This is a genomic window from Ruegeria sp. CDSA241 (assembly GCF_059611265.1).
This window is the reverse complement of sequence record NZ_JBXWPF010000017.1, coordinates 55,324-72,265: the sequence shown is the minus strand read 5'-3', so window position 1 is coordinate 72,265 and position 16,942 is coordinate 55,324. Positions and strand designations below refer to the sequence as shown.

The 16,942-nt window shown below is 58.5% G+C and carries 26 protein-coding genes; 12 read left to right on the top strand and 14 right to left on the bottom strand.

All coding sequences use genetic code 11. From position 1 onward, the window contains the following. Positions 1–151 precede the first annotated feature (151 nt). A complete protein-coding gene (locus tag AC2FJV_RS15605; protein ID WP_142639140.1) occupies positions 152–955 on the top strand; it encodes a glycoside hydrolase family 25 protein in 804 nt (267 codons plus the stop codon). A gap of 132 nt (positions 956–1,087) precedes the next feature. Here the strand turns inward: AC2FJV_RS15605 and trmD are convergent, their stop codons facing one another. The 11 genes from trmD to AC2FJV_RS15550 form a co-directional block, all read right to left on the bottom strand. Continuing rightward, positions 1,088–1,897: a tRNA (guanosine(37)-N1)-methyltransferase TrmD gene (gene trmD, locus AC2FJV_RS15600; protein WP_271951461.1), complete on the bottom strand. Its 810-nt coding sequence runs from the start codon at positions 1,895–1,897 to the stop codon at positions 1,088–1,090. Next, the gene (locus AC2FJV_RS15595) at positions 1,894–2,709 is read right to left on the bottom strand and encodes a hypothetical protein (RefSeq protein ID WP_496714038.1); all 816 of its coding nucleotides are present in this window, start codon (positions 2,707–2,709) and stop codon (positions 1,894–1,896) included. Before AC2FJV_RS15595 ends, trmD begins: the two co-directional genes overlap by 4 nt. Beyond that, positions 2,709–3,212, bottom strand: a complete 504-nt coding sequence (rimM, locus tag AC2FJV_RS15590) for a ribosome maturation factor RimM (protein ID WP_281973529.1) — start codon at positions 3,210–3,212, stop codon at positions 2,709–2,711. Before rimM ends, AC2FJV_RS15595 begins: the two co-directional genes overlap by 1 nt. Further along, on the bottom strand, positions 3,205–3,354 hold the full coding sequence (locus AC2FJV_RS15585) for a hypothetical protein (protein WP_185956731.1): 150 nt from the start codon (positions 3,352–3,354) through the stop codon (positions 3,205–3,207). The genes rimM and AC2FJV_RS15585 overlap by 8 nt, the downstream gene beginning before the upstream one ends. Before the next feature lie 4 nt (positions 3,355–3,358). Then, positions 3,359–3,994, bottom strand: coding sequence for a 5,6-dimethylbenzimidazole synthase (gene bluB, locus AC2FJV_RS15580; RefSeq protein WP_271951454.1), 636 nt, complete (start codon positions 3,992–3,994; stop codon positions 3,359–3,361). Positions 3,995–4,006: 12 nt separating this feature from the next. Next, the gene (rpsP, locus tag AC2FJV_RS15575) at positions 4,007–4,396 is read right to left on the bottom strand and encodes a 30S ribosomal protein S16 (RefSeq protein ID WP_496714037.1); all 390 of its coding nucleotides are present in this window, start codon (positions 4,394–4,396) and stop codon (positions 4,007–4,009) included. Positions 4,397–4,438: 42 nt separating this feature from the next. After that, on the bottom strand, positions 4,439–4,735 hold the full coding sequence (locus AC2FJV_RS15570; RefSeq protein WP_142639150.1) for a chorismate mutase: 297 nt from the start codon (positions 4,733–4,735) through the stop codon (positions 4,439–4,441). After that, positions 4,732–5,283, bottom strand: coding sequence for a GNAT family N-acetyltransferase (locus AC2FJV_RS15565; protein ID WP_142639152.1), 552 nt, complete (start codon positions 5,281–5,283; stop codon positions 4,732–4,734). The genes AC2FJV_RS15570 and AC2FJV_RS15565 overlap by 4 nt, the downstream gene beginning before the upstream one ends. After that, positions 5,280–5,834 carry a GNAT family N-acetyltransferase gene (locus AC2FJV_RS15560; protein WP_142639154.1) on the bottom strand — a complete coding sequence of 185 codons (555 nt, stop codon included), beginning with the start codon at positions 5,832–5,834 and terminating at the stop codon, positions 5,280–5,282. Before AC2FJV_RS15560 ends, AC2FJV_RS15565 begins: the two co-directional genes overlap by 4 nt. Next, the gene (ffh, locus tag AC2FJV_RS15555) at positions 5,835–7,331 is read right to left on the bottom strand and encodes a signal recognition particle protein (RefSeq protein ID WP_142639156.1); all 1,497 of its coding nucleotides are present in this window, start codon (positions 7,329–7,331) and stop codon (positions 5,835–5,837) included. 161 nt (positions 7,332–7,492) lie between these two features. After that, complete coding sequence (locus AC2FJV_RS15550) at positions 7,493–8,011, bottom strand: hypothetical protein (protein WP_496714036.1); 519 nt, start codon at positions 8,009–8,011, stop codon at positions 7,493–7,495. An 88-nt stretch (positions 8,012–8,099) separates the two neighbouring features. On the opposite strand from AC2FJV_RS15550, the gene AC2FJV_RS15545 reads away from it, so the two are divergent. Further along, positions 8,100–8,630, top strand: coding sequence for a prolyl-tRNA synthetase associated domain-containing protein (locus tag AC2FJV_RS15545; RefSeq protein ID WP_496714035.1), 531 nt, complete (start codon positions 8,100–8,102; stop codon positions 8,628–8,630). On the opposite strand, the gene AC2FJV_RS15540 is transcribed toward AC2FJV_RS15545, so the two are convergent. Both AC2FJV_RS15540 and AC2FJV_RS15535 read right to left on the bottom strand, forming a co-directional pair. Then, positions 8,631–9,371 (bottom strand): aspartate/glutamate racemase family protein, encoded by a 741-nt coding sequence (locus tag AC2FJV_RS15540; RefSeq protein WP_496714050.1) that lies wholly within the window; start codon positions 9,369–9,371, stop codon positions 8,631–8,633. Positions 9,372–9,437: 66 nt separating this feature from the next. Further along, positions 9,438–10,019 (bottom strand): FMN-dependent NADH-azoreductase, encoded by a 582-nt coding sequence (locus AC2FJV_RS15535; RefSeq protein WP_271951444.1) that lies wholly within the window; start codon positions 10,017–10,019, stop codon positions 9,438–9,440. A 117-nt stretch (positions 10,020–10,136) separates the two neighbouring features. Between AC2FJV_RS15535 and AC2FJV_RS15530 the strand changes: the two genes are divergently transcribed. The 4 genes from AC2FJV_RS15530 to AC2FJV_RS15515 all read left to right on the top strand — a co-directional run bounded on the left by AC2FJV_RS15530 (position 10,137) and on the right by AC2FJV_RS15515 (position 12,772). Then, entirely contained in the window at positions 10,137–11,015 is an 879-nt protein-coding gene (locus AC2FJV_RS15530) for a LysR family transcriptional regulator (protein ID WP_142639300.1), read from the top strand. Then, complete coding sequence (locus AC2FJV_RS15525) at positions 11,012–11,926, top strand: DMT family transporter (protein ID WP_281973522.1); 915 nt, start codon at positions 11,012–11,014, stop codon at positions 11,924–11,926. The genes AC2FJV_RS15530 and AC2FJV_RS15525 overlap by 4 nt, the downstream gene beginning before the upstream one ends. Before the next feature lie 69 nt (positions 11,927–11,995). Continuing rightward, positions 11,996–12,259, top strand: coding sequence for a hypothetical protein (locus AC2FJV_RS15520; RefSeq protein WP_281973521.1), 264 nt, complete (start codon positions 11,996–11,998; stop codon positions 12,257–12,259). Positions 12,260–12,268: 9 nt separating this feature from the next. Next, positions 12,269–12,772 (top strand): universal stress protein, encoded by a 504-nt coding sequence (locus AC2FJV_RS15515; RefSeq protein WP_281995864.1) that lies wholly within the window; start codon positions 12,269–12,271, stop codon positions 12,770–12,772. A 5-nt stretch (positions 12,773–12,777) separates the two neighbouring features. Here the strand turns inward: AC2FJV_RS15515 and AC2FJV_RS15510 are convergent, their stop codons facing one another. Further along, a complete protein-coding gene (locus tag AC2FJV_RS15510; RefSeq protein WP_142639170.1) occupies positions 12,778–13,110 on the bottom strand; it encodes an ArsR/SmtB family transcription factor in 333 nt (110 codons plus the stop codon). 83 nt (positions 13,111–13,193) lie between these two features. Here AC2FJV_RS15510 and AC2FJV_RS15505 point away from each other — a divergent pair, with 83 nt between their 5' ends. The 6 genes from AC2FJV_RS15505 to AC2FJV_RS15480 all read left to right on the top strand — a co-directional run bounded on the left by AC2FJV_RS15505 (position 13,194) and on the right by AC2FJV_RS15480 (position 16,860). Then, positions 13,194–14,105, top strand: coding sequence for a DMT family transporter (locus AC2FJV_RS15505; RefSeq protein WP_281995865.1), 912 nt, complete (start codon positions 13,194–13,196; stop codon positions 14,103–14,105). A 184-nt stretch (positions 14,106–14,289) separates the two neighbouring features. After that, positions 14,290–14,622, top strand: coding sequence for an AtpZ/AtpI family protein (locus AC2FJV_RS15500; RefSeq protein WP_142639174.1), 333 nt, complete (start codon positions 14,290–14,292; stop codon positions 14,620–14,622). Between the two features lie 2 nt (positions 14,623–14,624). Further along, positions 14,625–15,383, top strand: a complete 759-nt coding sequence (locus tag AC2FJV_RS15495) for a F0F1 ATP synthase subunit A (protein ID WP_142639176.1) — start codon at positions 14,625–14,627, stop codon at positions 15,381–15,383. Between the two features lie 48 nt (positions 15,384–15,431). Further along, complete coding sequence (locus AC2FJV_RS15490; protein WP_005981269.1) at positions 15,432–15,656, top strand: F0F1 ATP synthase subunit C; 225 nt, start codon at positions 15,432–15,434, stop codon at positions 15,654–15,656. Positions 15,657–15,742: 86 nt separating this feature from the next. Next, a complete protein-coding gene (locus tag AC2FJV_RS15485) occupies positions 15,743–16,294 on the top strand; it encodes a F0F1 ATP synthase subunit B' (protein WP_496714034.1) in 552 nt (183 codons plus the stop codon). A gap of 5 nt (positions 16,295–16,299) precedes the next feature. Further along, on the top strand, positions 16,300–16,860 hold the full coding sequence (locus AC2FJV_RS15480; protein ID WP_271951426.1) for a F0F1 ATP synthase subunit B: 561 nt from the start codon (positions 16,300–16,302) through the stop codon (positions 16,858–16,860). Positions 16,861–16,942 lie beyond the last annotated feature (82 nt).

Here is a 16,942-nt window from a genome sequence, read left to right as displayed (position 1 = left end):
GCATCGGGGGCAGGGATCAAGCCTAAATCGCCATGCAAGGCGGGGAAAACGGTGGGTTTCCGCCGCACGCAAACAGAACCATTGCCTTGCGGGGCTGATTAGGCAAACTGGACGTAATTATAAGAGCAGTCATTTGATACAGGATTAGATCATGCGCACCGCATTGATGCTCGCCGTCATGGCCTTTGCGACCCTGTCCTGCGGTCGCAGCAGCCCGCCGCCGCAACTGGTCGAGGCCCAGTCGTTTCCAGATGCTACGCCGCCCTCTGTGATCTTCCCAGCCTTTGCAGATGCAGACCCCCACGAATGGGAAGGGAGACATCCGGGGCATTACCCGGTGCACGGGCTGGACGTATCGCGCTGGCAAGGAGCGATAGACTGGCGCACCGCCAAGCAGTCCGGCGTTAGTTTCGTCTTTATCAAAGCGACCGAAGGGGGCGATGTCGCCGACCCCATGTTTGCCAGCCATCGGCAAGGTGCGCAGGCTGCGGGCGTGCCGTGGGGGGCATATCATTACTACTATTTCTGCCGGTCGGCGCGGGAACAGGCCCGCTGGTTCATCCAGAACGTACCCAAGGGATCGGATCTGCCACATGTGCTGGACATGGAGTGGACCCCGCATTCTAAGACCTGCACCTTGCGCCCCGATGGTGCGACGGTCCGGGCCGAGGCTCAACAGTTCCTGGATATCCTCGAACGCCACTATGGGCGCCGTCCGATCGTCTATACGACGGTGGATTTCTATGGTGATACGAATATCGGGCGGCTGCCCAAGACTGAGTTCTGGTTGCGTTCGGTCGCCGGTCATCCGCGAAATGTGTATCCCAAAGCGGTGTGGCGGCTCTGGCAATACACCGGCACCGGGCTGGTGCCCGGTGTTCAGGGGAGGGTTGATATCAATGTCTTCAACGGGCCACCGGAAATCTGGGCGCGCTGGAAATCTGGTAGCCCTTAGACTTTGGGCACCCCATAGGTTTCGATGGTGTCGCCCACGACGAAGTGATCAAGCCTGCATTCGCGCTTTTCCCCCCGAATAATTCTGCAACCGGGACCGCTCAGCTGCGGGGCTCATGTCACACGGGGGATGTCAGTCAGACGTCTCTTCCCGTTCACTCAGATAGGCCTCCCACAGATCGGGTCGCCGTTCGCGGGTGATCTGTTCGGACATATCGTGACGCCATTCGGCGATGCGACCATGATGGCCTGACATCAAAATCTCGGGGATTGGGCGGCCTTTCCATTCGGCCGGGCGGGTGTACTGGGGGTGCTCCAGCAGGCCCGACGAAAAACTCTCTTCTTCGGCCGAGGCCTGATTGCCCAGAACGCCGGGGATCAGACGCACCGTGGCGTCGATCAGCGCTTGCGCGGCAATCTCGCCTCCGGTCATCACGAAATCCCCCAGCGAGACCTCTTGGACGCCGTAATGCTCCAGCACCCGCTCATCAACACCTTCAAACCGCCCACATAGCAGGGTCATGCCATCACAGCGCGCGAGGTTCTGCATCATGCGCTGGTCCATGCGGCGACCGCGCGGGCTAAGGTAGATCAGAGGCCAGTTTCCTTGCGCCTCGGTCATCGTGTGCTCGATTGCTTCGCCCAATACATCAGAGCGCAACACCATCCCCGCTCCGCCGCCGGCCGGGGTGTCGTCCACATTGCGATGCTTGCCGACACCGAACTGACGCAGGTCAACGGTTTCCAGCTGCCACAACCCTTCTTGCAGGGCTTTTCCAGTCAGGCTTTCGCCAAGAACTCCGGGAAAGGCCGACGGAAACAAGGTGATGATCTTGGCCTTCCACACCCCATGCAAATCGGGCGTGGGCGTAAGCAGTTCGCGCGGTTTCAGCGTAGGACGGATCGCCTTGCGACCATGAGATTTCGGGGACGTATCAGTCATGATGTACCAATCAGGTCTGTCTGCGCGCGTTCAATCACGGCAGTCTTTTGCGCAACCAGAGCCGCTTCTTCCAGGCGCGAACGGTTCAGTTCCAGCAACTCGGACAGGACGTCTTCGGGGAGCCGGGTATTGACCTGAGTCGGAGGCACCAGAAGGTTGGCCTTTTCACGCGACAGGTCCATAAATTCGGCAAAGGGGTCGCCAGGTCCAAGCCGTCGCAGTTGCAAATCTTCCAGCCATTCAGTCGTAACAGAGACGGAAGGCAGCTTTTCCTTGATGCGGCTGACGGTGTCTTGCAGCGGGGGCAGGTGGTCCAGGTTGTCGCGAAAGGTTTCAAAGTCAAAAACCTGTCGCATCCGTTCCAGATCATGTGCCCACAGGCTGCGCAACCAGCCTCCGCGCTGGCGCAGAGACAGGTATATCGTGATCTCAACCTCTTGCCCTGAAAATCGCTGGCGAATTGAATCCACCAGACAGGCAGCCAGATCGGGGGCCGCAGCATAGCCTTGGTCGATATTGCGGCTGGGCCTGAGGCCGGCGAAGTTTTCTTCGCTCAGGATCAGTCCCCGCTTGTCGCCGAAATCCAGGCTGTCCAGAAATTCGCGCAGCTGACTGCCAAACTCGGAGAGGGTTCCCACTGTTCCATAGACGGAATGGTTGGTGGCCGCGCGGGACAGGCCGGAATTGCGGGTGCGATACGGTAGGACCAGCGCAAAATGCGGCCAAATCAGCTTGCGATTTTCATAGAGGAAGGATTGCGCTGCTGTTGTGCCAGTTTTGTGCAGGCCCAGATGCAGCAGGACCCGACGCATCAGATCAGCCCTTCGGGCGGGTCGGCGACGATGCGGCCCTGTTCCAGATCAACTGTAGGAACCGACTCGAGTGTGAACGGTAGCAAAACAGTGGAATTCAGGCCCGGCCCGTGCAATTCCAACAGGTCCGCCGCACCGTGGTTCTGGACAGATTTAACCTGACCCAGCAACGCGCCCCCTGTGTCATAGACCGCAAGCCCGATTAGATCTGTGTGGTAGAACTCGTCATCAGGTAGCGAAGGCAACTGATCGCGCCGCGCAAACAGGCGCAGCCCCTTCAGGTCATCTGCCTGTTCCTTGGTTTCAACTCCGCCCAATCTGGCGGCAAAGCCATTCTTGATCGGACGAGTCAGGACCAGCGGATAGCGTTTCGCGCCCTGTTCATCCGTCAGCGGCGAATAGGCTTCGATATCCTCAGGGATCGCGCAATAGCTTTTCAGGCGCACTTCGCCGCGCACCCCGTATGAGCCCGCAACACTTCCTACGCAGATCAGGTCATTCATTTGGTCCATCCACCGTCACACATAGCCCGTCTTGCCATAACCCGCGTGCCTCACACGCTTCGCGCTGGTTCGAGCGTTCGAAAAACACGCCCACAATAAAGGCGATCATCAACAGGATAGGAAGCCGTAATAGTCCGAACATACGTCTATCGTACCTCCACAAGCAGGTTGTCGTCGCGGAATTCCCAGCCAGATTGCTGCAACTCGGGGGTTTCCGAGTGCTCTTCGGGCCATCCGACACAGAAGTAACCGATCAACCGCCAGCTATCCGACACATTCAGATCACGCGCCATTCGTTCGGGGTCCAGAATAGACACCCATCCCAACCCCATCCCTTCGGTCCGCAAGGCAAGCCAGAACAGGGTGACTGCCGAGACCACGGAATAGCGCCGCATCTCGGGCATCGAACCTGCACCCAAACCGCGCCCCTTGTCGGTGGAATCGTCGCAGAACACGGCCAGCTGCACCGGTGCTTCCTGCATTCCCGTCAGTTTCAGCTGACTGTAGAGCCGCGCATTGTCGCCCGAGTATCCCTTTAGGGCCTGGGCATTCGCCGCCTGAAAGTTCTTAAGCGCAGCCTCACGCGCGGCGGTACTTTCGACTCGGACCACACGCCAAGGCTCGCTGAGCCCAACAGAAGGCGCCAGTCGAAATGCGTCGAGGCAGCGCGTCAGCACTGCCTCGTCCACAGCATCGTCGCGAAACCGGCGCACATCGCGCCGGAGCCGCAACAACAGATCGAACTGCGCGCGAAAATCGTCGGTAAAGGTCTGATCCCGCACGCGCCGCCCTGCTTACTCTTCTGCTGCTGCTTCTTCAGCAGGCGCAGCAGCAGCTTCGGCAGCTTCAGCGGCCTTTGAAGCTTTTTCTTCCGCGCGCTCCTGAGCTTTCTTGCCCGGGGTACCCTTGTTGGGGTTGCTACGCTCAGCTTTTTCCTTGGCGCCGGCTGCTTCCAGCATGCGGGCGATCCGGTCGGTGGGCTGGGCGCCCTGGTCCAGCCAGTACTGGATGCGCTCCATGTCCATTTTAACGCGCTCTTCGTTGTCTTTCGGCAGCAGCGGGTTGTAGGTGCCCAGCTTTTCGATGAAACGGCCGTCGCGCGGCATGCGGCTGTCGGCAGCCACGATGCGGTAGAAGGGACGCTTTTTCGAGCCGCCGCGGGCGAGACGAATTTTCATTGCCATGGTGGTATCTCCTTTAGATGGCGTGTGCCGGGAACGGCCCGGTCAATTCTGGTGTTTCTTATGGTGTCGGATGACTTCCTGAATGATGAAATTCAGAAAAGCCTTGGCGAAATCGGGGTCAAGATCGGCCTCTTTCGCCAGGTCTTCTAACCGTGCGATCTGCGCAGCTTCGCGCGTGGGATCGGACGGGGGAAGGTCGTGTGCCGCTTTCAGTTTGCCAACGGCTTGTGTGTGCTTGAACCGCTCGCCCAGTGTGTAAACCAGAATCGCGTCCAAGCGATCGATGCTTTCGCGGTGGTCCTTGAGCAACGCGGCAGCCTGAGTCACGGGATTGGTCATTGGCCGGTCCTTTCGGTGGTCAAAGCAGGTTCGGATAAATCGAGCGTGGGATGGCGCCAGACCTGGCAGGGCTTGCCCATCACTTCGCCTTCGCGCTCGAAGCTGGCCCCCATACGCTCGGCCAAGGCACGAGAGCGCGTGTTTTCATGCGCGATATAGCTGATGACGCCATTCAAACCCTGTTGGCGCGCAGCATAGTCGCGAGCTGCAAGGGCTGCCTCGAAAGCCAGACCTTTGCCTTCCGCCCCGTCCATCAGGGTCCAGCCGAGTTCGGGTTCGTCCCAGCCAGGTACATCAATGATGCCAACCGCGCCAACAAAGCGACCGCTGGAATTCTCGGTCAGATGCCAAAGGCCGTAGCCTTTCAGCGCCCAGTGACCCAGACGCGTTGCCAGAGAGCTCCAGCTGCCCACCTGATCCCGCGGACCGCCAACCATATGGCTGCGCTCGGATGCATAGAAGGCAGTCAACTCAGGCAAGTCATCCGCATGCGGGGCCCGCAGAACAAGGCGTTCAGTTTCGATGATCGGGATGGAGAACGTCGTCATGCGTATGCCTCCACTCCACCGTTCTCAAGGTCTGATGGAGCCGGATGCCGCCAAACCTGCATCTCGCCATAGGCCGGGTGTTTATAGATGCTGTCAAACCGCGCACCCAATCGATCGGCCACGGCTCTGCTCGCCAGATTGTCGGGGTCGATCAGAGAAATAGCAGTATCCCAGCCCAGTACGTCATAGGCATATGTCCGTGCTGCGAGCGCCGCCTCGGTCGCGTATCCTTTGCCTGTTGCGCTGCTCATCAGTGTCCAGCCGATTTCCGGCTCAGGCCAGCTATGCGGAAACCACAGCCCTACATGGCCGATGTATTTGCCGGCGCCTTTTTCCTCTACCGCCCAATACCCATAGCCGCGAAGGGTCCAGTGACCCAGCAGTAGGGCAAGTGTCCGCCATGTCTCATCCGCACGTTTGGGACCGCCGACGAATTTCGATGCGTCGCTGGCAAAGAATGCTTCCAGCGCGCTGAAATCGTCCTCGCACGGGGCGCGCAGGATCAGGCGTTCGGTTTCAAGCCGGGGGATATGAGGTGCAGCGGCGGTCATTTACTTCTTTTTGCCAAATCCGCTGAGGCCCGGAGGCAGGGCCATGCCTCCGCCCATTCCGGGCATCTTGCCACCCATCGCTTTGGCCGCCTGCTCCAGCGCCTTGGGGTCCATGCCTGCCGCCATGTCTTCTGGCGAGGGGCCGCCTTTGCCAAACATGCCCTTCATGGCCTGTTTCAGCATCTTGCCTTTGCCCATCTTGCCCATCTTCTTCATCATGTCCGACATCTGCCGGTGCATCTTGAGCAGCTTGTTGAGGTCGCTGACCTCCATACCCGAACCCGCCGCGATACGTTTCTTGCGGCTGGCTTGCAGCAGTTGCGGGTTGGCGCGTTCACGCTTGGTCATGGATTGGATCAAGGCGATCTGGCGCTTGAGCACCTTATCATCCATGCCCGATTCTTCGACCTGTTTGGCCATCTTGCCCATGCCGGGCATCATGCCCATCATGCCTTGCATGCCGCCCATCTGGATCATCTGTTCCAGCTGCATCTTCAGGTCGTTCATGTTGAACTGACCTTTGACCATGCGCTTCATCATGCGCTCGGTCTGTTCGATCTCCATTGTTTCCTGGGCCTTTTCGACCAAGGCAACGATGTCGCCCATTCCCAGAATACGTCCTGCAATCCGGTCCGGCTCGAACGTCTCAAGCGCGTCCATCTTTTCGCCCAAGCCCACAAAGCGGATCGGTTTGCCGGTGACCGCGCGCATCGACAGCGCCGCACCGCCGCGCCCATCGCCATCCATACGGGTCAGAACCACGCCCGAGATACCGACCTTGGCTTCGAATTCCTCGGCGACCTCAACGGCGACCTGACCGGTCAGACCGTCGACGACCAGCAGGGTTTCGCGCGGGTCGACCGCGTTGCGAACCTGCTCGACCTCGTTCATCAGCACTTCGTCGATGTGCAGACGGCCCGCAGTGTCGAGCATATAGACGTCATAACCACCCAGCGTCGCTTGCTGCTTGGCGCGTTTGGCGATGTCGACGGGCTTCTGTCCGGGAACAATCGGCAGCGTATCGACGCCGATCTGTGTGCCCAGAACGGCCAGCTGATCCATCGCCGCCGGGCGATAAACATCCAGCGAGGCCATCAGGACCTTCTTGCCCTCTTTCTCTTTCAGGCGTTTGGCCAGCTTACCGGTGGTTGTCGTCTTACCCGAACCCTGCAAACCGACCATCAGGATCGGGGCAGGCGGGTTGTCGATCTTGAGCGCACCGGGGTCTTGCTCACCGCGCAGCACGTCAACCAGCGTGTCATGCACGATCTTGACGACCTGCTGGCCGGGGGTGATCGACTTGGTCACCGCTTGTCCGGTGGCTTGGTCCTGCACCTTCTTTACGAACTCACGCGCGACCGGCAGCGAGACGTCAGCCTCAAGCAAGGCAACCCGTACTTCGCGCAGGGCGGTCTTGACGTCCTCTTCAGACAGCGCACCCTGTTTGGTCAGCCGGTCAAAGACGCCAGAGAGGCGTTCGGATAGATTTTCAAACATGCCTGCGGCCTCCTTAGCCGGTTATCTGGTGGCGCTTCTCAGATAAGAAACACCGGTTAAATACACAATTGCCCCCACGGGCGAAACTCGCTGGTGGGGGGCGATCCCTGAACGACTCAAGGGACCGGAAGATCAGACGCTTCCGGATGTTGGGCAGGGATTTAAGCTGAACGGCTAGCGGTGTCAACCTTGCGCACAGGAAGCCAGTTATTGACCGCATCAACCAGCCGATGCGCGCCACGACCGTTCGAGAACGCTTCGACGATGGGATGACGTCCCGCGCTCATCCCCTTGTCCAATATTAGCACAGGGCGATAGAGGGTGGATGACCCCTTGTCGCTTCTAGATATCGTGCTTTCAATCTCCGCATGGGATAGGTTTGAAAGCACATGCTCGACAGTCTCATAGCCAAAAACGGACTGCCTGCGGATCATAATGCGGTCTTCCTTTCGGTCCAGGATGACCTGAACACGACGGACAAATGCGCAGAATGCTCCAAAACCCATTCCACCGCCGAACAGTGCAAAGAAGATGCCGAACAAGATGCCCTCACCGCCTTCGCTGGCCAAGAACAGGCCTGCGCCGACAAATGCCAGAATGAAGAAGACCAGCATGATGCCGATAAACCAAGGGGTATCGGAAAGGATCAACTGGTTAGAGGAATTGCGCGTCACTTTCATGGCGGCACGCTAGCACCCGTTTTGCGGTTTGTCTCGGCTTGAAATCGTACCCGTGTTGGGCGATGAGCGAGGCAGACAGGAGGTTCCCATGGACGCATCATCCGCTTTTCAAGACACATTGCCGCTCAGTTCCGATGGGCTGTTGGCGCAGCTGGGTGCGTGGGGCCTGACCTATAGGCTGCATACCCACATCCCGCTGCGCACGGTTGAGGATGCGAAAGGCGTCGAAGATCAGTTTCTTGTGCCGGGTGAGCGTACCCTGCGCCTCAAGAACCTCTATCTGCGCGATAAGAAAAAGCGGAACTATCTGGTGACGCTGGAACAGAGCCGCGACATCGACCTCAAGGCGCTGGGCGCCGAGCTGGGTGTCGGCAGCCTGTCCTTTGGCTCGGCGGATCGGCTGTTGCAAAACCTCGGCATCCGCCCTGGGGCTGTCAGCCCGCTGGCGATGATCAACGGGGTGCAGAATGATGTACGCTTTTACATGGATGCTGCCGCACAACAGACCGATGTGATCAACATGCATCCCTTGGTCAACGACCGCACAGTTGCCATATCGCGCGCTGATTTGATGGCCTTCTTCGATCGGATTACATGCGCGGTGAACTGGCTGCCCTGATCAGGGCACTAACGCCTCCTCCAGGGCCGCGGCCACATGTGCAGCGGACGGGTTGATGAACAGATGCCCGTCAGCCTCGAACACAGGGTCGTCCAGATGATCGGGAAAGGCCAGCGGCAGTTCCGTGCAGGCCAGAAGGATTGCGATTCCGGGTTCGGCATGCCGGTTACAAAAGGCCAGCAGGCGCACACGGGCGCTTTCTGACGCGCCGCCGTAGAAATCACCGTCGATCATCGCTTGCATCTTTGCAATTTCGCTTTCGGGCAGGCGGGCGTTTGCGCTGATGCCAATCTCGCCCAGTTTGTTGGCATAGTGCGTCGCCTGCATCGTTACCGTGGTGCCCAGAACCAGCGCGCGCGTGGCCTCTGTCGAGGCCGTAACCTCGGCGGTTGCATCGAAGATGCTGAGAATGGGCATCGTAACGCCCTGTCGGATTGCATGCAGCCGCGCGTGGGGTGTGTTCGAGGCGATAATCCCAAAGTCACAGCCAGCGGCTTCAAGAGTTAACAAAGCTTCCCGAAATACAGCATCAAATCCGGTCCAACTGGCCTCATCGCCCGCGACGCCGCGTAGGGCGCGGGTTTTAGCCTGGGTCACGGACTCGATGGTCATGGGTGGGATGGGCAGAGGGGATCCATGTCCGCGCTGGGCGAAAAACCGCCCCGCGCCTTCGGCAATCGCCCGGTAATAATCAACGGTCGAGGCCCAGCCCACGCCGCCCAGAATGCCGATCTTTTTCATTGCGTGCGTCCAGTCTGCCCATTTGGTATCCAGGACAGACTGGACGTTTTCTGAGGTGAAGGTCAATCAGGCTGCCAGTTGCGAAACCGCATTTCGTGCATTGCTGAGAGAACCTTCGGCATCCAGCGCCAACTGGTCGGCGGCGACGATTTCGACGTCATGGATACCGATAAAGCCAAGTACATGCTTGGCATAGGTGGTGGCAAAATCGACATCAGACCCGACAGCTGTGCCACCCGACGCCACGGCTAAAACCGCGCGCTTTCCATCCAACAGGCCTTTTGGACCGCTTTCGGAATACGAAAAAGTCACTCCGACGCGGGCAATCAGGTCGATCCAGGCTTTGAACGCCGCGGGCACCGAGAAATTGTAGATCGGCAGGCCTATGACAAGCGTATCGGCCTGCTGCAGTTCAGTTACCAGCTCGTCAGACAGGGATAACTGGTCCTGTTGCATGGCACTGCGCTGATCGGCAGGGGTGAAATTTGCGCTGACCCAGGCTTCGGTCAGCAGCGGTAGAGGTGTGGCAAGGTCACGGCGAATTATGCGGTCAGCGCCCAAGTGATTGACGATGCGTGCCGACAGGTCACGAGTGGTCGAGCCTTCGCGGCGGGCCGATGCGTCGATATGCAGGATAGTTTTGGTCATGGTTCAATTTCCTTTGGTGTGCAGGATGTGTCTTGGCCCGATATGAGCGTTGCGCGAGCGAACAAAACTCTGGTAAGTCAACAGGGTCTGTTAGAATTTGCACAATGGAAAACCGCAGTGGACAACTGGGACGAGGTAAGAACCGCCTATCAGGTGGCGCGTATGGGAACGGTCAGTGGCGCGGCCGAGGTCCTGGGTGTGCATCATGCCACCGTCATTCGCCACATTGATGCAATTGAGGCCCGGCTGGCGGTCAAGCTGTTCCAGCGCCATGCGCGCGGCTATACCCCGACCGAAGCCGGAGAGGACCTGTTGCGTGTGGCACAGGCGACTGAGGATCAGTTCAATCAACTGATCGGCCGTATGAAGGGTCGGGGTGATGACGTGTCGGGCGAGTTGGTCGTGACGTCTCTGTCCTCTCTGGCATCTCTGGTGGTGCCGGTTCTTGCCGAGTTTCAGCGACGGCACCCGGAACTGATCGTCCGGTATCTGACCGGTGATCGGCTGTTTCGTCTGGAATATGGCGAAGCGCACGTGGCGATCCGTGCCGGGTCAGCGCCTGATCAGCCCGACAACGTGGTTCAGTCCTTTATGAAGCAAGAGGTCGGGTTATACGCCAGCACCGATTATGTCGCGCTGCACGGCAAGCCTGGCAGCCTGGATGACTTTGCGGATCATTCTTTCATCAGTACCGATGACGAAAACAGCCGAGCGCCGTTTTCCCGCTGGTTGCGCCAGACCGTGCCAGCCGAGCGCATCACCTTCCGTTGTACCAACAACTTCTGTATCCGCGAGGCGGTCCTGTCCGGCGCGGGTATCGGTTTCATGCCACGTTGGTCAGCTGCAGGAGATCCGAATCTGGTCGAAGTGATCGACCCGATGCCGGAGTGGTTTGGTGATCTGTGGCTTGTTACCCATGTGGATCTGCATCGCACGACCAAGGTGCAGGCCTTTCTGACCTATCTGAAAGAGCAATCCAAGAGCTGGGCAAAATGAGTCAACAGGCGCGTGGCCATCTGGCCATGCTGATTTTTTCGGCCCTGGTTGCAGGGAGTTTCTCGCTGGGGTCACTGATCGCCAATCAGATCGCGCCCGAAGCCATTACCGCGGCCCGGTTTGGCATCGCATCCGTGGTGATTGGGGGTGCCGCCCTTATGACCACCGGCCTGCCGCGCAGCGCGGCACAAGCCTCGTGGCGCTATTTGGTTCTGGGCGGAGTATTCGCGGCCTATTTCGTGTTGATGTTCTACGGGTTGAAGACTGCACCGCCTGTCAACGCGGCAGCGGTCTTTACGCTGACTCCGGTTATGGCCGCATTCGCCGGTTGGATCTTGTTGCGCCAGATCACCACACCAAGGATGGCGCTTGCACTGACCCTTGGGGCAGTCGGGGCGCTGTGGGTGATCTTTCGCGCCGATTGGCAAGCCGTGCGCGCGTTCGATATCGGGCAGGGGGAAATCATCTATTTCTGGGGCTGTGTCGCGCATGCTTTGTATACTCCCCTTGTACGCAAGCTGAACCGTGGAGAGCCTGCAGTGGTGTTTACCTTTGGTACGCTTCTGGCGGGATGCCTGATGCTGACGATCTACGGCTGGTCCGAGATCCGTGCCACCGACTGGGCGAACCTGCCAGCGATAGTCTGGGTGGGTTTGATTTATGTTTCGGTCTTTGCAACCGCGGCCAGTTTCGTGCTGGTTCAGTATTCAACGCTGCGCCTGCCATCGGCAAAGGTGATGGCTTATACTTATCTGGTTCCCAGTTGGGTCATTCTGTGGGAAATCTCTCTGGGGCAGCAGGCGGTTGGCCCTGTCGTCTATTTTGGTGCCGGTCTGACGATCCTGGCCCTGGTTTTGCTACTGAAATCCGAGGAGGGCAAACCCGCGCGTCCTTTGCCGCAAGCTGATTGAACTTGTGAAACGACCAAATTGTGTCAGGCTTAGCCCTAGACCAGAATATGAAACGTCCAAGGGGACGACATGAAACCAGTTCTTTCCATAATGATATTGGTGGCTTGCGGCGCCTGTGCCGGGTCATCTGAAACGGATTTACAAGCCAGTTGCGAGGCGCTGGTCGCAGCCGAAACTGGAACGCGGCCCGGGGATGTTCGGGCAATGTCCACCGATACCGAACCGGGCGGGTCGGTCACGACGGTTTCCGTTACCGGGGCCCAGGCCCCGTGGTTGTGTCGGGCGGACCCTTCGGGGGTCGTGACCGGTGTTGAATACAGTCAGGAAGGCTAGCCCGTTTCAATGTTTGACCAAGCGGGCGACGGTGTTGAGGCAGATCAAGGCCTGGCACCCTCTGGTTTCTCTATGCTTCAGGCCAAGGAGGAACGTCCCATGTACAGTCATATCATGATCCCGGTTGATCTTCATCTGCCACCCGAGGTGCGCAAGGCCGCCAAAGTTGCAGCAGCTATAGCCGAATGGCAGGGGGCCAAGATTACTTTGGTCAGTGTCACCGGCACCCAACCGGGTGACCCTGTTCAGTCAGATGCTGCGATTGACAAGAACCTACGTGATTTTGCTAAACAGCTGGCTGAAAGCAGCGGGACCGAAGTTGCGTATCGCAATATCCATTCGGTTGATGTCGCCGCCGAAGTTGACGGTGACCTGACACGGACTGCCGAAGAAATCGAAGCTGACCTTATCGTCGTCGGCACCCATGCGCCGCGTATTACCGACTATATATTCTCGAGCCATGCGGGGTATCTGGCGAAACATGCCAGTGTCTCTGTTTTTGTAGTCAGGTAGGCGGATCATTCCTCGGCTGCGGGCAGTTCAACCTCAAGAAATCGTTCGAACGCGTCCAGATTGACCGGCTCGAACTGCCCGAACCCTTGCATCCAGACGGATGCGGATCGCAGCGCGTCAGGCTCCAGCTTGCACCACTTCACCCGTCCGCGCTTTTCCTGGCTGATCAAACCGGCTCTGGTCAGGATCACCAGGTGTTTTGAAATCGCGGCAAGCGACATCTCGAACGGTTCGGCGACATCCGTCACCGCCATGTCATCCTCCAGCAGCATCGCAAGGATGGCGCGGCGTGTGGGGTCGGCAAGGGCCGCAAAAACGGTATCGAGATCGTTGGACATACTCCTTTCCTAAAGCGCAAGAACCGGTTTGACAATTTTCGGTATGAGGTCACTGTGCCCCGGCATGTGTATCGGGGGTTGGGATGTCACTAAAATACTGGCTGGTGATTTGTATTCTTGGCATCGGCTGGGGCATGTCCTTCATGTTTAATGCCATTTTGCTGCGGGAACTTGGGCCGCTTTCGGTGTCGATGGGACGGGTTGCATTTGGGGCGCTGGGGTGCTGGGTCTATGTGATCGGGGCGCGATTGCCAGTCAATCTGACACTGACACGTGCGTTTGGGTTGTTGGGATTTGGTGCGCTCAGCTATGCCGCGCCCTTTGCCTTCTATGCGCTTGGGCAACAGCATATCGCTTCGGGTGTGGCAGGGATCGTCAATGCAACGACACCGGCCTTTGCCGTCATTGTTTCGCATTTCTGGCCCGGAAGTGAACGTGCCACCCTGTTAAAGTCTCTGGGCGTGGTTTGCGGCTTCACCGGTATCGTTGTGCTGTCCCTGCCTGTACTGGGCGGTGGCGCGTCGTCCGAATTTTGGGCGATCCTTCTGACACTTTGCGCACCGATCTGCTATGCGTTCTCAGTCAACATCGCGCGGGCCTTCCGGGATATGCAGCCTGTGGTTCTGACTGCCCTTGCATTGACGGGTGCTACGCTGGCCATCACGCCCTTGGCGCTTTGGCAAGAAGGACTACCCCATATAACCCGGGCCGAGACTTGGGCCTCGCTGGCGATGATCGGGTTTGTGCTGACATCCGCCGCCTTTATCGCGTTCTACTGGCTGCTGCCCAAAGTTGGCCCGACCAATATCTCGACAGTGACATTGATTGCGCCTGTTTCAGCGCTGGTGCTTGGAACATGGGTGCTGGGAGAAACCCTGCGGCCCGAGCATCTGCTGGGAATGGCAGCGATCTTCGCCGGTCTGCTGCTGATCGACGGGCGCGTGATCAGACGTATCTGGCAGGGGGTGTCGGGCAAAGATCAACCAAAAGGTTGAATATGCGGATTCCGTACCTTTGTACCCGCTTCCTGTGGTTCGGGCTGATCACGTCTATGCTGACTCGGAAAAAATGTCTTTAAAAACAATAGAGTAAAGTGCGGCAATTCGGGCTGCCAACGCCGTTGACTCTGCGCTCTCCGCCCCTTAGCACCGTGCCCAAGACTGTACGAGGGAAACGCCCGTGACTGATGATGACCAAAAGCAGCGTATGGCGCAGCTTGAGGCTAAGATCACGGCGGCAAAAAAGGCCAAGTCAAAGCCTGAGGCCCGTGCGGACGCCGATTATTCGGGAGGCGAGCTTGCCTGGCGGATGGTCATCGAAATGGTATCCGGTCTGGGGATCGGATTTGGCATCGGATACGGGCTGGACAGCCTGTTCGGGACAATCCCGATCTTCCTGGTGCTGTTCACATTGCTGGGTCTGGTCGCCGGAGTAAAGGTTATGCTCCGCAGCGCACAACAGGCGCAAGAGAAACAGATGGCCGACAAGGCCGACGAAGACGAGAGGGACTGAACGTGGCAACTGAGACCACCGCAGCAGAAGGCAGCAGCCTGGTTTTCCATCCGATGGATCAGTTCATCGTCAAACCGCTTTTTGGCGACGGTGCGATTGCTTGGTACACGCCCACTAACGTCACTCTGTGGCTGTTTTTCGCAATTCTCGCCGTGATCGGCCTGCTGGTGCTCAGCACGTCCAAGCGCGCCATTGTCCCGACGCGCATGCAGTCGGTGGCCGAACTGGCCTATGGCTTTATCTACAAGATGCTTGAAGACATCTGCGGCAAGGATGGCGTCAAATACTTCCCCTATGTCATGACCCTGTTCATGTTCATCGTGACCGCGAACTTCCTGGGTCTGATCCCGACCTCGTTCACAACCACATCGCATTTCGCCGTGACTATCCCACTGGCGTTGGCCGTGTTCCTGACTGTGACCATTCTGGGTTTTGTCAAGAACGGCGCCGGATTCCTGGGCCTGTTCTGGGTCTCCAGCGCGCCGCTGGCGCTGCGCCCGATCCTGGCGATCATCGAGCTGATCTCGTACTTTGTGCGCCCGGTCAGCCACTCTATTCGTCTTGCCGGTAACGTCATGGCAGGCCACGCGGTTATCAAGGTTTTCGCAGGCTTCGCCGCGATTGCCGTGATCTCGCCCGTGTCCGTTCTGGCGATCACCGCAATGTACGGTCTTGAGGTCCTGGTGGCCTTCATCCAGGCCTACGTATTCACCATTCTGACCTGTGTATATCTCAAGGATGCACTGCATCCGTCGCACTAAGGTCCGATACCCAAACATCGAAACTTCCAATTCGTAAGGAGAAACATCATGGAAGGCGATCTCGCACACATCGGCGCAGGCCTGGCAGCAATCGGTTCCGGCGCAGCCGCAATCGGGGTGGGCAACGTAGCAGGCAACTTCCTGGCTGGCGCTCTGCGCAACCCTTCGGCGGCTGCTTCGCAGACCGCAACCCTGTTCATCGGTATCGCATTTGCAGAAGCCCTGGGGATCTTTGCATTCCTAGTTTCGCTGCTGCTGATGTTCGCCGTCTAATCTGCGGAACCTGATCCTTACGCGCAGGTGGGCCCAAGCCATAGCGGCCCACCTGTTGTAAAGACAACGTTCCGACGGAGGACATCATGGCGACAGAACCCGTATACGAAGAGGTGGCTGGCACCTGCGTTGACTCTCATGGGTCGGCGATTGGTATGCCTCAGCTTTGCTTCGATTGGTTCCCCAACCAGATTTTCTGGCTGGTCATCACGCTGGTCGTCATCTTTCTGGTCCTGTCCCGCGTGGCTCTGCCCCGCATCGCGGCAATCCTGGCGGAACGTCAGGGGACCATTACAAATGACCTGGCTGCGGCCGAAGATCTAAAGGCCAAAGCGGTCGAGGCTGAAGAGGCCTATAACAAGGCGCTGGCCGATGCCCGTTCTGAGGCACAGCGTATCGCTGCCGAAGCACGCGCCGAAATCCAGTCTGGTCTGGATGACGCGATTGCCAAGGCAGATGCTGAAATCGCTGCAAAAGCGGCTGAATCGGAAAAGGCTATTGCCGACATCCGTGCAGGTGCGCTGGAAAGCATTCAAATCGTTGCCAAGGATGCGGCAGTAGAACTAGTTACCGCTCTGGGTGGCGAGGCTGATGCCAAAACCATCAACGGTGCGGTTGACGCGCAGACAAAAGGATAAGTGACATGCGGAACACTCTTGCCCTTATCCTGACATTTGCTGCCGCCAGCCCCGCGCTGGCCGCAAGTGGCCCGTTTTTCTCGCTTGGCAACACCGACTTTGTGGTTCTGCTGGGCTTCATCGTTTTCATCGCAGTCCTGTTCTACTTCAAGGTCCCGGGCATGATCGGTGGAGCGCTGGATAAGCGTGCCGAAGGCATCAAGTCCGAACTGGACGAAGCTCGCGCCCTGCATGAAGAAGCGCGTAGCCTGCTTGCCTCGTACGAGCGCAAGCAACGCGAGGTTCAGGGTCAGGCGGATGCCATCGTGGCCGCCGCAAAGGAAGATGCGGTTCTGGCAGCTGAGCAAGCCAAGGTCGATCTGGAGAAATCCATCGCGCGCCGTCTGGCGACCGCGCAGGACCAGATTGCATCGGCTGAAGCGTCGGCTGTCAAGGAAGTCCGCGATCAGGCCATCACCGTTGCTATTTCTGCAGCCAATGCTGTGCTGGCCAAGCAGATGACCGCCACGCAGGCCAACAAGCTGATCGACGCATCCATTGCGGATGTGAACGAAAAGCTTCACTAAGACAATTCCGGCCCGGCAGCACATCTGCCGGGTCCGGACATTGGGCTGCGAACCTCGCACCCCGCTTCCCGATTTGACCGGG